Genomic DNA, 14,568 nt, shown 5'->3' with positions numbered 1-14,568 from the left:
ACTTTTGCACCGAATTTGAAGAGAGTAGATTTTTGATTTTATAACAATGAATATATTTCAACAAAGTTTTAAATTTTTAGCACTAGCATTATTAGTGTTTCTGCCTACATCAATTTTTGCAAATAGCGAAGGAGGAGATGGTGGTCAAGTAGACACAAAGAAAGAAGTTGAAGATTACATTCTTCACCACATTCAAGATTCTCACGATTTTTCTTTGTTTTCTTATACAAGCGATGAAGGAGAAAGAAAACATTTTGGTTTTCCATTACCAGTAATTTTATGGTCTTCTGATGGCTTAAAGACTTTTATGTCTTCTGAGTTTCATCACAATGATGACGGAACTGTTATTGTGGAAAAAGATGGTGTAAAATTCGCAAAGATACATTCCAAAATATATGAATTAGATGCTGGAGCATCTTCAGTTAATTTTGATGCAGATCATCACGCAACAAACGGTCATAAAGTTTTGGATTTTTCAATTACCAAAAGTGTATTTGGTGTATTGGTTATTGGTTTACTAATGTTGTTTTGGTTTTCTAGTTTAGCAAGGCAATACAAGAAAAAGCAAATCCCAACAGGTTTTGGTCGTGTATTAGAGCCATTAGTACTTTACGTTAGAGATGAAATCGCAAGGCCAAACATTGGTGATAAGCATTACAGAAGATTTACAGGTTATTTGTTGACGGTGTTTTTCTTTATCTGGTTTTTAAATTTAGCAGGTCTTACACCTTTAGGTTTTAACGTTACAGGTCAATTAGCTGTTACGGCTTGTTTAGCAATTTTTACACTTGTTATATATACAGTTAGTGGTAACAAAGATTATTGGATGCACATTTTATGGATGCCAGGAGTACCAGTTTTAATTCGTCCGGTTTTAGCGATTATTGAATTAGCAGGAGCTTTAGTTATTAAGCCATTCTCATTATTAGTACGTTTATTCGCAAACATTTCTGCTGGTCACATTGTTGTTATGAGCTTAATTGCTATTATGTTCACCTTAAAGGAAGCTTTAACAGTTCCTGGAGCAATGGGTTTATCATTTGTATTATCATTTTTTATATTACTAATTGAAGTATTAGTTGCGTTTTTACAAGCGTACATATTTACAATGCTTTCAGCTCTATTTATTGGTATGGCTGTTGCAGAACACGATCACGAGCATGAGCACGATGATCATGGACATGAAATTCCTGATGCGCAAGACGTAAGAGGTGATTTCATTTAATAAGAGTTTTTTTAATTTAACTATAAATATTTTTACTATGTACAATTTAATTGGAGCAGGATTAATCGTAATCGGAGCAGGTATTGGACTTGGTCAAATCGGTGGAAAAGCAATGGAAGGTATTGCTCGTCAGCCAGAAGCGACAGGTAAGATTCAAACAGCGATGATTATCATTGCGGCACTTTTAGAAGGTTTAGCATTTGGTGCTTTATTCTTAGGAAAATAAGAACCGAATTAAACTTACAAAAACACTATCCTGTAACGGTTGGTTACAGGACGTGTTTTTAAATTAAAAAAAAGACAAAACACTTAATTACTTAATAATATGGATAAGTTATTAAACGATTTTTCACCAGGATTATTTGTAGTATCAACAATATTATTGTTGGCACTGATCGCTTTAATGGTAAAATTTGCATGGAAACCAATTCTTAACTCATTAAATGAAAGAGAAGAAGGAATCCAAGGTGCTTTAGATGCTGCTGAAAAGGCTAAGCGTGAAATGGCAAATCTGCAGGCAGATAACCAAAAATTATTGCAAGAAGCGCGTTTAGAAAGAGAAACAATGCTAAAGGAAGCTCGCGAACTTAAAAGCAAAATGATTGCAGATGCAGAAGAGGAAGCTAAAACACAGGCTAACAAAATGATCGCTCAGGCACAAGATGCAATTGCTAGCGAAAAGAAGGCTGCTATGGCAGAAATTAAAAGCCATGTAGCAGGTTTATCTTTAGAGATAGCAGAAAAAGTAGTGCGTAACGAATTATCTAATAAAGACAAGCAACTAGAGTTAGTAGAGTCTATGTTAGGTGAAGCAACTTTAAACTAGTAAGACATGTCAGGATCAAGAGCAGCAATTAGATACGCTAAAGCGGTTTTAAGTATAGCAACAGATCAGAAATCTGCAGATGCAGTAAATAGTGATATGAAAACTATCGCTAATGTTATTGCTGAAAATAAAGATTTAAACCAGATGCTTCAAAGTCCTGTTGTAAGATCTTCAGATAAAAAAGCAGTATTAACATCTGTTTTTAAAGATGCAAATACTTCAACTACTAATTTAATAGATACGTTAATAGCTAACAAAAGATTACCTTTATTGAGTGATGTTGCTGTTAGTTATACGCAATTATTTGATCAGCTAAGAGGTAGCCAAGTAGCATCTGTTACAACTGCTGTGCCTTTAACGGATGATTTAAAAACGAAAGTATTAGCAAAGGTTAAAGAACTAACTGGTAAAGAAGCAGAAGTAGAAAATATAGTTGATGAAAGCATTTTAGGTGGTTTCATACTTAGAGTTGGAGATATACAGTATAATGCTAGTATTTCAAACAAACTCGATAAATTAAAAAGAGAATTTACACTAAATTAATATAGTTTTAGATAAGCCCAAAAGGCTAACAGCTAAAAGCTAAAGACTAAAAAAGATGGCAGAAGTAAAACCAGCTGAAATATCAGCAATCTTAAAACAACAACTTTCAGGTTTTGAAGCAAGTGCTTCATTAGACGAAGTAGGAACAGTATTAACTGTAGGTGATGGTATTGTACGTGCTTACGGATTGGCTAACGCGCAATATGGCGAATTAGTAGAATTCGAAGGTGGTGCAGAAGGAATTGTACTAAACCTTGAGGAAGATAACGTAGGTATTGTACTTTTAGGTACTTCAGTAGGCGTAAAAGAAGGGTCTACCGTAAAACGTACTGAACGTATCGCATCTGTAAAAGTAGGTGAAGGTATTGTTGGTCGTGTGGTAGATACTTTAGGTAACCCAATTGATGGTAAAGGACCAATAGCAGGTGATACTTATGAAATGCCTTTAGAGCGTAAAGCACCAGGTGTTATCTATAGAGAACCAGTAACTGAGCCATTACAAACTGGTATTAAGGCAATTGATGCTATGATTCCTGTAGGTAGAGGTCAACGTGAGTTGGTTATTGGTGACCGTCAAACAGGTAAAACAGCTGTTTGTATTGATGCTATCTTAAATCAAAAAGAATTTTACGATGCAGGCGAGCCTGTTTATTGTATATATGTTGCTGTAGGTCAAAAGGCTTCAACAGTAGCTTTAATTGCTAAGACGTTAGAAGAAAAAGGTGCTTTAGCTTATACAACAATAGTAGCTGCAAATGCATCAGATCCTGCTGCAATGCAAGTTTACGCTCCTTTTACAGGTGCTTCTATTGGAGAATATTTTAGAGATACTGGTAGACCAGCGTTAATTGTTTTTGATGATTTATCAAAACAAGCCGTTGCTTACCGTGAGGTATCTTTATTATTAAGACGTCCTCCAGGACGTGAGGCATATCCTGGTGATGTATTTTATTTACACTCAAGATTATTAGAGCGTTCTGCAAAAGTAATTAACGATGATTCTATCGCTAAAGAAATGAACGATTTACCAGAGGTTTTAAAGCCTTTAGTAAAAGGTGGTGGTTCATTAACAGCTTTACCAATTATTGAAACGCAAGCAGGTGACGTTTCTGCATATATCCCAACTAACGTAATTTCTATTACGGATGGTCAGATCTTCTTAGATGGTGATTTATTTAACTCTGGTGTACGTCCAGCAATTAACGTAGGTATTTCTGTATCTCGTGTTGGTGGTAACGCTCAGATTAAATCAATGAAGAAGGTATCTGGTACATTAAAATTAGATCAAGCTCAGTTCCGTGAATTAGAAGCATTTGCTAAGTTTGGTTCGGATTTAGATGCTGTAACTTTAAATGTAATTAATAAAGGTAAACGTAACGTTGAAATCTTAAAGCAAGCGCAAAATGATCCTTTTAAAGTAGAAGATCAAGTTGCAATTATATATGCTGGTTCTAAGAATTTATTAAAGGATGTTCCTGTAGATAAAGTAAAAGAATTTGAACGTGATTATTTAGAGTTCTTAAGAGCGAAGCATAGCGACGTACTTAGTACTTTAAAAGCAGGTAAATTAACTGATGAGGTTATTGATACACTTACAACTGTAGCAAAAGACCTTTCAGGAAAGTATAAAGGATAATAGATCTTGTCATCCTGAACTTGTTTCAGGATCTCAATAGTAATAAAAAGATTCTGATATAAATTCAGAATGACAAAAAGAGATTATGGCGAATTTAAAGGAAATTAGAAACAGAATATCATCGGTATCTTCAACGATGCAGATTACTAGTGCCATGAAAATGGTATCTGCTGCAAAGTTAAAGAAAGCTCAAGATGCTATTACAGCAATGCGACCTTACTCTAATAAGTTAACAGAATTACTTCAGAGTTTAAGTGCAACGTTAGATGCTGATTCTGGAAGTAAATATTCTGAGCAACGTGACGTAAATAAAGTACTTATTGTTGCGGTAACTTCTAATAGAGGTTTAGCTGGTGCATTTAATTCTAATATTATTAAGCAAGTAACAAAACTTGCTAATGAAACTTATGCTAACAAAGACGTATCTTACTTAGCAATAGGAAAGAAAGCTAATGATGCATTCAAAAAAACGAATAAAGTTATTGCAAATAAAAGTGATTTGTTTGATGACTTAACGTTTGACAATGTTGCTGAAATTGCAGAAATGTTAATGGATAAGTTTGTTTCTGGAGAGTTTGATAAGATAGAGGTTGTGTACAATCACTTTAAAAACGCTGCAACTCAAGTTATAATGACAGAGCAATTTTTACCAATTGTACCTGTTGAAAGTGATGACAATGTAAATTTAGATTACGTATTTGAACCTTCAAAGTTAGAAATTGTTGAAGAGTTAATTCCAAAGTCGTTAAAGACACAATTATATAAAGGCATAAGAGATTCTTTTGCTTCTGAGCATGGTGCACGTATGACAGCAATGCATAAAGCAACAGATAACGCTACAGAATTGAGAGATCAACTTAAGTTAACATATAACAAAGCACGTCAAGCTGCGATTACTAATGAGATCTTAGAAATTGTTGGTGGAGCAGAGGCTTTAAACAACTAAAACAGGAGGAGTTTACATAACTTACTTTTTTATAAAATCAAAAACCTAACTTGTTTCGAGTTAGGTTTTTTTTATGCCTTTAATTTTATAAACTATATATTTAAAGAATGAAATCACCTCGATTAGTCATAATAATGCTCTTAGCGTTATTATTATTGGTAACATGCACATCTGTGCCAAAATTTTCAAACGAAGTCTCTAGTGATATCAAATCTACTTATTATCAACATTGGAATAGTGGATTACAAAATGGTAAAAGTGGAACGGATTTATATATCCAATTAATTGAAAATTCAGTCATTTTAGATAGTGTGTTATTTAAAGGGCAAATATCAAAACTAAATCAGACCTCTTATGATAGTTTATCATATGTGGCTCATCTCGGTTTTAAACTTCAGAGCGATAAGGATTTAATTAAATCTTCTTTCGGAAAATTTCAAATTAATGAAGATGAATGTGTAATTAGTTACCATGTTGTGAGTAACAAAAAACGTCGATTTTCTAAAATTTCTAACCTTGAAGAACAGAAAAGTGTTAATTATCCGAGTTCTCCCGTTCAAAATTAACATTATTTACATGTATTCCTACAAATAAATACTGTTTGTCGTATTTATATTGCTTTTTATAGATTTGTTTGTATTTTGCACATCCAAATCTTTAAGCTATTGCAAAATGAAACAACTTAAGAAGGTATTATTTACCATATTGGTGTTCAGTGTTTTATCTACAACCTTTCAGTGTTCAAGTTCAAGGCTAAATACTAAGTCGCAACAAAAAAGCGTGTCATTTAAAGTAAAACCTATTTTTTACCAGGAATGGTACACACATATAGATGAAGAAAATACAGGTATTAATGTTTTTGTTCCAATAGAAAATAAGCCAGAAAATGTAATTATAGACAGTATTTACTTTAATAATTTAAAAGGACAACTCGTCAGAAATTATGGCAGATATACTGCTGTTTTAAAAGATAATTCGCCTGACCATACATTTAATAATCAGGAGAATTCTAATGAATATCCATTTACTTTATCAGAAAACGAATGTGCAATTAGATATATCGAAAATGATAAAATTAAATATCTAAAGGTAGCTAATGTATTAGAAAAGGAACGAGTTCAATATGAAGACGGTCCTCCTTTAGCGTATCAAAGGCGACGCGAAGCTATGATTGTTTCTGGTCACGACACAGATATAAAACCTACACCATCTTTTCAGGCATCTACTACTTTCAAAGTTAAAACAATATCATTTCAAGAATGGTATGCTGGCATAAAGGTAGGAGGCACAGGAATGAATGTTTTTGTGCCAATTGTAAATAAACAAGAGCATATAAAAATTGACAGTGTTTATTTTAGAAATCTTAAAGCAAAACTTGTTGAAAATTATGGAAGATACACAGCAGTTTTAAAAAACAAATCGCCTTATTATACCTTTAAGAAAGCAGAGAAGGATAAAGATTTTCCATTTACTTTAGAAGACAATGAATGTGCTATTAGTTATGTTGAAAATGGTATAGTGAAATATGTAAAGGTGTCTGATTTAGATGAAAAAAGAGGTGTTTATTACGAAAACGGACCTCCTGAAATCTATAAAAGAGAAGCACGAGCAGCGACAGAAGGCATGATTACTATAAAAAATGTTAATGAATTAGAAAACATTTTCAATGAATTAGCAATAACTGAGGTAGCTTTAAGTTATACCAACAATACTATAATTACTTACAATAAAAAGGAGCTCAAACGTTTTAATGAGCCCATAACATCAATTAGAAATAGTAATTATATAGCCGGTTTTAATTTAGAATAGTACCTCAGGTAGTTTCATAACTTCAATTAACTGTACTTTTAAGATAATTTCAATACTTTTGATGCAATTCAAGAGCAATACGTTGAGCGGACTCAAATCACTTTTTAAACAAACATTTATTTACGGTTTAGCGACCGTTTTACCTCGAATGTTAGGTTTTATTTTGGTACCACTTTATACCAATCCAGAGGTGTTGTCTGTTGAAGAATATGGTCGTGTATCTTTCATTTTTGCCTACTTTGTATTGTTTAATGTGGTGTTAGCTTACGGAATGGAAACCGCATTCTTTAGGTTTTTTAACAAAGAGGATGACAAAGAAAAGGTAATAAGCACCTCTGCAATATCATTGATTATTAGCTCTTTTTCCTTAATAGGCATTGCTTTTCTATTAAGACACCAAATTTCTTCATTCATAAATATAGAGCTTAAATATCTCAATTTAGTCTTTGTTATTTTGCTCTTAGATGCTTTGGTTATTATTCCATTTTCCTGGTTAAGAGCTACAGCAAGACCAATGCGTTATGCCGTAATTAAAATATTTAATGTTGCTGTAAATTTAGGTTTGAATATTTTCTTGTTATTGTATTTACAAGGTTTAGCTAAAGGCAATTCATTTTTCAATAGTATTTATATTCCCGAGTTTCAAATTAGTTACATTTTCATTTCTAATGTAATAGCTAGTGGATTAACCTTATTAGTTTTATTGCCTTTCTACACCAAAATAAAATTCTCATTTGATACTGAACTTTGGAAAAAAATGATGCGTTATGCACTGCCAGTACTAATTGCAGGTATTGCATATTCCGTCAATGAAACCTTTGATCGTATTTTATTAGAGTATCTATTACCAGATGACATTGCAGACCAACAAATTGGGATGTATTCAGCCTGTTATAAGCTCGCTTTGTTCATGACTTTGTTTGCAACAGCTTTTCGTTTAGGTATAGAACCCTATTTTTTTAGCCATTCTAATACTAAAAACCCGCAAAAAAATTATGCTAAGATCTTAGAATATTTTGTAGCCTTTGGTTCTGTAATTCTTTTAGTAGTTGTTGTATTTGCGGATCTTTTAAAGCCATACATTATTCTAAGCGAAGCTTATTACGAAGCCATGTGGATTGTACCTTTTATTCTGTTGGCTAACTTTTGTTTAGGTATTTATCACAATCTATCGGTTTGGTATAAAATTACAGATCGCACTAAGTTTGGTGCTTATATTTCAATCTTAGGAGCCTTAGTAACCTTAGTATTAAATTTTATTTTAATTCCTAGAATTGGATTTAAAGGTTCTGCCATTGCAACTGTTTCTGCGTATGCTGTTATGATGTTATTATCATTTTATTTTGGACGAAAATATTATCCAATCCCATATAATCTCAAGAAAATAAGTTTATACCTCGTAATATCTATCGTATTCTCATTTACGTTTTTTTATAACTATCGCGAAAATTATTTGGTAGGAATTGCAATGTTAATTGTATTTTTGGGCTTAGTTATTATGCTTGAAAAGAAAGAGTTAAAACAAGTATTGAACAGACAAAAGTGAACATGAAAATTAAAATAATAAACAAATCTATACACGATTTACCACATTACGAAACTATCGCTTCTGCAGGTATGGATTTACGTGCAAGTATTACCGAAGCTAGAATATTAAAACCTTTAGAGCGTACTATCGTTGGTACAGGTTTATTCATAGAATTGCCAGTTGGTATTGAAGCACAAGTAAGACCAAGAAGTGGACTTGCAGCGAAAAAAGGCATTACAGTTTTAAATGCACCAGGAACGATTGATGCAGATTATAGAGGCGAAATCGGAGTGATATTAGTCAATCTTTCTAATGACGATTTTTTAATTCAAAATGGTGAGCGTATAGCACAATTAGTCATAGCAAAATATGAACGTGCAGAATGGGAACAGGTAGAAATACTTTCTAATACAGATCGCGGAGAAGGCGGTTTTGGGAGTACAGGTACCAAATAATTAAGTCGTACTCAGACAAGAGTCTCAGAATAAAAATGAAGCCTAATTGTTATGATTTAAGAACTAATTAGAATTTAAATAATAATAAAATTAGTAATAATAGAGTTTCCTACTTTAATAGGAAAATAGTTTAATTTAAAAGATACCTGCTTACGCAGGCATAGTTATGAAAATAATAGTACCAATGGCAGGCAGAGGATCTCGCCTAAGACCACATAGTTTAACAGTACCTAAACCATTAATACCAGTTGCAGGTCAACCCATAGTGCATCGTTTAGTAAAAGATATTGCTAAAGTTTTAAAGCAACCTATTGAAGAAATTGCATTTGTTTTGGGCGATCCAGCTTTTTTTGGAGATGACGTTGTCAGCAGCTTACAAGAATTAGCAGAAGGTTTAGGTGCAAAAGCTTCCATCTATAGACAAGACCAACCTTTGGGTACAGGTCATGCTATTATGAGTGCAAAGCCATCGCTCTCTGGACCAGCAGTAATCGCCTATGCAGATACGTTAATTAGAGCTGAATTTGATTTAGATCCTTCAGCAGATAGTGTGATTTGGACCAAATGTGTTGCCAACCCAGAAGCTTATGGCGTTGTAAAATTAAATGACGATCAAAATATTGTAGAGCTTGTAGAAAAGCCAGAATCTTTTGTTAGTGATCAAGCCGTTATAGGCATCTATTACTTTAAAGATGTCGCTGTCTTAAAAGAAAAATTACAAGAAATTTTAGATGAAAACATCATGAATGGTGGCGAATACCAAATCAATGATGGTATTAAACGTATGATGGCAGATGGTAGAGTTTTTAAAACTGGAACCGTTGACGAATGGATGGATTGTGGAAACAAAGCCGTTACCTTAGAAACTAACGCCAAAATGTTAGGCTTTTTAACAGCAGACAACGAAGAACAATTAATTGATGATTCTGTCGTTTTAGAAAACTCAAAAGTAATTGAACCTTGTTATATTGGTAAAGGAACAGTGTTAAAGAATACAACGGTAGGACCTCATGTTTCAATAGGTAAAGATTGTGTTATTGAGAATTCAACCGTTAAAAATAGCTTAATACAAAACCAGAGTACTATCAAAAACGCTAATTTAGATGAAGCAATGATTGGTAATCATGTTAAGTACAATGGTGAGTTTACTAAGATTAGTATAGGAGATTACACAATTATGGAGTAACAAATTTTTGCGAAAGCAGAAATCTCTTTTTTTGGTTGAGTTATCTTTGGAACAACTTTTGAAAGACACCTTATAACTATGATTAAGCAATGATGTATATCGTTTTGTACACTATTAGAATTAAACCCAACCAAGAAGAAAAATTCATTGAAGCTTGGACAGGTTTAACAAAATTGATTTACAAACATGAAGGAAGTTTAGGCTCTCGATTACATAAAAAAGATAACCTAAACTTCTTTGCATATGCACAATGGCCAAATAAATCTACATTTGATAATGCTGGAGGAAATTTACCAGAAGAAGCCAATCATTTTAGAAAAAAAATGAAAGCATCTTGTGAAACGTTTGAAGTCTTAGAAAAATTTGAAATGGTTGAAGACTTGCTAAAACAACAACAAAGTGAATAAGCAATTTATTTTGATATTGGTTTTTATTTTCGGAATGTTAAGCGTTCCGCAGGCAAGCTATGCTCAAGTGGATTTTAATAAAAGACCAGATGATGATCTAGGAAATTATGAAGACGAATTTCAAGAACATTTCTTTGAAGCTTTGAAACAAAAAGGGATTGAAAATTATGATAAAGCAGTAGATGCGCTTCATAAATGTTTAAATCTCGATAGTAAAAAACCAGTTATTTATTTTGAACTTGGTAAAAACTACAACAAACTTAAAAATTTTGGAGCAGCAGAAGATAATCTAAAAAAGGCGATAGAAATGCAGCCAGACAATGTTTGGTTTCTAGATGAGCTTTACGATGTATATTTTCAGCAAGAGGATGTGAAAAATGCTTTAAAAACAATAAAGCAACTCGTAAAATATCATCCAGATTATAAAGAAGATTTAGCATCGCTATATGTTAGAGAAGAGAAATACAAGCAAGCATTAGATATTTTAGATGAGTTAGATGCAGAATTTGGTTTGAGTGAATCTAGAGATGCAATGAGAAATCATATCTACAGCATCACAGGTAATGCAGATGATAGAATTGAAAACTTAGAACAGCGTATAGCCAACAACCCTAACAATGAAGACAACCACTTAAAACTTATTTATAGATATAGCCAGACAGGCGATCGTAAAAATGCTTATAAAGCCGCTCAAAACTTGTTAAAAACAAAACCAGATTCAAAATTTGTGCATTTGGCATTGTATAAGTTCTATCTTCAAGATGGCAAAGTAGAGGACGCAATTGGCTCTGTAAAAACGGTTTTAACAAGTCCTGAGATTAATGCAGACGCTAAAGCTAAAGTGCTTAAGGATTTTGTATCGTTTGTTGGTAGAAATCCTGAATACGAATCTGATTTAATAGACGTGACCTCATTAATAGATGAAAATAAAGATGCGCAAACACATAGTGATTTAGGGTATTATTATTTAAAAGCTGGTGATAAGTTAAAAGCACTCTCTAATTTTAAAGAAGCCTTAAAACAGACGCCAGACGACTTTAAACTAATAAAAGACGCCTTACTACTTCAGTTAGATATTGAAGACTATAAAGCCGTTGCAAATGATGGAGAAGCAGCCTTAGAATTATATCCGGCACAACCTATTTTATATTTGGTGGTTGGCGTGGCACAAAACAAACTTGGCACACCTAAAAAAGCAATTGAAAACTTAGAAATGGGATTAGATTTTTTAATTGATAACCCAAATATGGAAGCCGATTTTTATTCAGAATTAAGTATTGCTTATAAAACGTTAAATAATATTAGTAAATCAGATACGTTTGCTAAAAAAGCAAAAGCCCTAAAATTGCAACAATAAAAATATACATGAAATTTTCTCAGTTCGTTACAAACATAAAATTTACAATTAGTGCTTTATTTATAGTGGTAGCATTCAGTTGTAACTCGGCAAAAAATGTCATTGCTTCAGGTGAGGCTAGTGATAAGCTCTCTGTAAAGCAAGTGATAAAACAGCACGAAAAAAATAGTACAACGTATAAAACCTTAAAAGCAAGAGTTAAAATAGATATAACTCAGAATGATAAAACTCAAGGTGCAGGTTTTACTCTGCGTATGGAGAAAGATAGGGTAATTTGGTTAAGTGAGTCTCTTTTTGGAGTGGCTCGTATGATGATTACACCTGATAAAGTGAAGTTTTATAATAAGATAGATAATGAGTATTTTGATGGCGATTACAAACTATTAAGTGATGTTGTTGGTATTGAATTAGATTTTATGAAAGTGCAGAATATCTTATTAGGTCAGGCGATTTATGACCTAAAAGCAGAACCACATCAGGTTGCTGTAAATGGTAATTCTTATGCAGTGAGTCCTAAAGATCAAAGTGCACTTATGGAATTATTCTATTTAATAAATCCTTCGCATTTTAAGATGGACAGTTTGCAATTGCAACAACAATTAAAAAGACGAATGCTTCAAGTGGATTACGCTTCATATCAAGAAGTGGATGAAGAAATCATTCCTAAAAACATTAGAATTGTTGCCGTTGATGATAGTGATGAGGTGGCAGTTGCTATGGAGTTTAAATCCGTATCTTTGAATGATGAAGTGCGTTTTCCTTTTAAAATTCCTTCTGGTTATAAAGAAATAGTTATAAAATAATGGTTTGTCATCGGGACAGATAGAAGCATGAACAACGAGAAATCTCATATTAATATTTCAATGAAAAAACTAACATATATTGTATTTCTGTTAGGTTTTATATTCTCAACAACGACAGTTTTTGCGCAAAGTAATAAGCAAAAAGAATTAGAGGCACAACGTCAGCAAAAGTTAAAAGAAATTAAGCTGATAAATGCGTTATTATACACTAAAAAGAAAGAGCAGAAATCTGCAATTACACTCATTGAAGACATTAATTATAAGGTGAGCGTTCGTAAAAATTTAATTAGAATAACTAACGAGCAAGCTAATTTACTGACTAGGGAAATTAATAGCAATCAAAATGAAATTTCAAGCTTAAAAACGCAGCTAAAAGAGCTTAAAGATGATTATGCTGCCATGGTAGTAAAATCTTATAAAAGTAAGTCAGAGCAAAGTAAAGTGATGTTCTTATTATCGTCTAGCAACTTTCAGCAAGCGTATAAGCGTCTACAATACATAAAACAGTATTCTAATTACCAAAAGGAACAAGGTGTTGCTATAAAAGCTAAAACTAAAGAGTTAGAGACTTTAAATGTAGAATTAAATAAGCAAAAGAAAGACAAGGAAAAACTAATTGAAGAAAACCGTATTGCTAAACGCGAATTAGAAGGTGAGTTAAAACAACGTGAAGTTTTAATGGCTTCAATTAAATCTGAAATGGGAAAATTCACAGCTCAGATTAAAAAGAAAAAGCAGGAAACCGCACGTTTAGATAAAGAAATTAATCGAATAATTAGAGAAACTATTGCTGCAGCTAATAAGAAATCTGGTAGCACGTCTTCTAAAGGGAAATTTGTAGAGACACCAGAAGCTAAAAAACTGTCAGCGAACTTTGAATCTAACCGAGGAAAGTTAGGTTGGCCTGTTTCTAGAGGTGTTATTAAAGGGAAATTTGGAAAAAGGCGTTCGTTAACAGATAACTCAATTACTCAAAATTATAAGAGTATCTATATTGCCACAGACGCAAATTCAGATGTTAAAGCGGTATTTAATGGTGTCGTTTCTAAAATTCATGTTATGAAACGTGGTAATCCTACCATTTTAGTAAGACATGGAAAATATTTTAGTGTGTATATGAACCTTTCTGAGGTTAATGTAAAGACTGGTGATAAAATCACAACGGGTCAGGTTATTGGTAAGGTGTTCTCTAACAAATCTTCAGGTGAATCATTATTAGGTTTTCGAATATATAAAAATGACCTTGTACTTAATCCAGAACCTTGGTTAGCTAAGTATTAATCAAAAAGGGCTTTAAGCTCAGTAGCGTCTTCTGGCTTTATTTTTCCTGCTAATAATAGGCTCAATTGTTTACGACGCAAAGCGGCATCATAACGTAGTTTTTCTAATTCGGTTTCAGGTACCAATTCAGGTACTTTTACAGGTCTTCCGGTTTCATCTACGGCAACAAACGTATAAATGGCTTCGTTAGCTTTAACACATTCACCAGACTCTCTGTCTTCTATCCAAACGTCCATATAAACTTCCATTGAAGATGAGAATGCTCTAGAAACTTTTGCTTCAATCATTACAACGCTACCTAAGGGCACTGATCTATTAAATGCGACATGATTTACAGAAGCCGTAACAACGATACGTCTAGAGTGTCTCCTAGCAGATATACTAGCAGCTCTGTCCATACGAGCTAATAATTCTCCACCAAATAAATTATTGATAGGATTGGTTTCACTTGGTAACACTAAATCAGTTACAATAGTTTTAGATTGAGACGCAGTTCTAGATTGCATAAGGATATTAAGAATTTGTGCAAAGATAGAGTGATTCTTGCAGGTAGATGTAAGATTAAC

16 protein-coding genes are annotated in these 14,568 nt (G+C 32.9%); 15 read left to right on the top strand and 1 reads right to left on the bottom strand.

The features are described from left to right. The first annotated feature begins 46 nt into the window (after nt 1-46). The 15 genes from atpB to ACJBCC_RS09995 all read left to right on the top strand — a co-directional run bounded on the left by atpB (nt 47) and on the right by ACJBCC_RS09995 (nt 14,002). The gene (gene atpB, locus ACJBCC_RS10065; RefSeq protein ID WP_299098116.1) at nt 47-1,225 is read left to right on the top strand and encodes a F0F1 ATP synthase subunit A; all 1,179 of its coding nucleotides are present in this window, start codon (nt 47-49) and stop codon (nt 1,223-1,225) included. A 37-nt stretch (nt 1,226-1,262) separates the two neighbouring features. Continuing rightward, on the top strand, nt 1,263-1,451 hold the full coding sequence (gene atpE / locus ACJBCC_RS10060; RefSeq protein ID WP_013993139.1) for an ATP synthase F0 subunit C: 189 nt from the start codon (nt 1,263-1,265) through the stop codon (nt 1,449-1,451). A gap of 99 nt (nt 1,452-1,550) precedes the next feature. Then, nucleotides 1,551-2,051, top strand: a complete 501-nt coding sequence (locus ACJBCC_RS10055; RefSeq protein ID WP_299098114.1) for a F0F1 ATP synthase subunit B — start codon at nt 1,551-1,553, stop codon at nt 2,049-2,051. Between the two features lie 6 nt (nt 2,052-2,057). Beyond that, complete coding sequence (atpH, locus tag ACJBCC_RS10050; protein ID WP_299098112.1) at nt 2,058-2,594, top strand: ATP synthase F1 subunit delta; 537 nt, start codon at nt 2,058-2,060, stop codon at nt 2,592-2,594. Between the two features lie 55 nt (nt 2,595-2,649). Then, entirely contained in the window at nt 2,650-4,230 is a 1,581-nt protein-coding gene (gene atpA / locus ACJBCC_RS10045) for a F0F1 ATP synthase subunit alpha (protein WP_299098110.1), read from the top strand. 85 nt (nt 4,231-4,315) lie between these two features. Continuing rightward, on the top strand, nt 4,316-5,176 hold the full coding sequence (gene atpG / locus ACJBCC_RS10040) for an ATP synthase F1 subunit gamma (protein WP_299098108.1): 861 nt from the start codon (nt 4,316-4,318) through the stop codon (nt 5,174-5,176). Nucleotides 5,177-5,283: 107 nt separating this feature from the next. After that, nucleotides 5,284-5,742: a hypothetical protein gene (locus tag ACJBCC_RS10035; protein WP_407557102.1), complete on the top strand. Its 459-nt coding sequence runs from the start codon at nt 5,284-5,286 to the stop codon at nt 5,740-5,742. A gap of 106 nt (nt 5,743-5,848) precedes the next feature. Continuing rightward, nucleotides 5,849-6,985 carry a hypothetical protein gene (locus tag ACJBCC_RS10030; protein WP_407557101.1) on the top strand — a complete coding sequence of 379 codons (1,137 nt, stop codon included), beginning with the start codon at nt 5,849-5,851 and terminating at the stop codon, nt 6,983-6,985. An 82-nt stretch (nt 6,986-7,067) separates the two neighbouring features. Further along, nucleotides 7,068-8,531: an oligosaccharide flippase family protein gene (locus tag ACJBCC_RS10025; protein WP_299098103.1), complete on the top strand. Its 1,464-nt coding sequence runs from the start codon at nt 7,068-7,070 to the stop codon at nt 8,529-8,531. Nucleotides 8,532-8,533: 2 nt separating this feature from the next. Further along, nucleotides 8,534-8,968 (top strand): dUTP diphosphatase, encoded by a 435-nt coding sequence (dut, locus tag ACJBCC_RS10020; RefSeq protein ID WP_299098101.1) that lies wholly within the window; start codon nt 8,534-8,536, stop codon nt 8,966-8,968. Nucleotides 8,969-9,134: 166 nt separating this feature from the next. Beyond that, on the top strand, nt 9,135-10,154 hold the full coding sequence (locus tag ACJBCC_RS10015; RefSeq protein ID WP_299098099.1) for a sugar phosphate nucleotidyltransferase: 1,020 nt from the start codon (nt 9,135-9,137) through the stop codon (nt 10,152-10,154). An 89-nt stretch (nt 10,155-10,243) separates the two neighbouring features. Next, nucleotides 10,244-10,561 carry an antibiotic biosynthesis monooxygenase gene (locus ACJBCC_RS10010; RefSeq protein WP_299098097.1) on the top strand — a complete coding sequence of 106 codons (318 nt, stop codon included), beginning with the start codon at nt 10,244-10,246 and terminating at the stop codon, nt 10,559-10,561. Then, on the top strand, nt 10,554-11,918 hold the full coding sequence (locus tag ACJBCC_RS10005; RefSeq protein WP_299098095.1) for a lipopolysaccharide assembly protein LapB: 1,365 nt from the start codon (nt 10,554-10,556) through the stop codon (nt 11,916-11,918). Before ACJBCC_RS10010 ends, ACJBCC_RS10005 begins: the two co-directional genes overlap by 8 nt. An 8-nt stretch (nt 11,919-11,926) precedes the next feature. Further along, entirely contained in the window at nt 11,927-12,721 is a 795-nt protein-coding gene (locus ACJBCC_RS10000; RefSeq protein WP_299098093.1) for a DUF4292 domain-containing protein, read from the top strand. 60 nt (nt 12,722-12,781) lie between these two features. After that, nucleotides 12,782-14,002, top strand: a complete 1,221-nt coding sequence (locus ACJBCC_RS09995; protein WP_299098092.1) for a murein hydrolase activator EnvC — start codon at nt 12,782-12,784, stop codon at nt 14,000-14,002. On the opposite strand, the gene ACJBCC_RS09990 is transcribed toward ACJBCC_RS09995, so the two are convergent. Then, the gene (locus ACJBCC_RS09990; protein ID WP_299098091.1) at nt 13,999-14,508 is read right to left on the bottom strand and encodes an acyl-CoA thioesterase; all 510 of its coding nucleotides are present in this window, start codon (nt 14,506-14,508) and stop codon (nt 13,999-14,001) included. The two genes, ACJBCC_RS09995 and ACJBCC_RS09990, sit on opposite strands and share 4 nt — an antisense overlap. Between the last annotated feature and the right edge of the window lie 60 nt (nt 14,509-14,568).

This window comes from Winogradskyella sp. 4-2091 (assembly GCF_045765065.1).
In the GTDB taxonomy this organism is placed as follows: domain Bacteria; phylum Bacteroidota; class Bacteroidia; order Flavobacteriales; family Flavobacteriaceae; genus Winogradskyella.
This window is presented reverse-complemented; position numbering and strand designations above follow the sequence as displayed.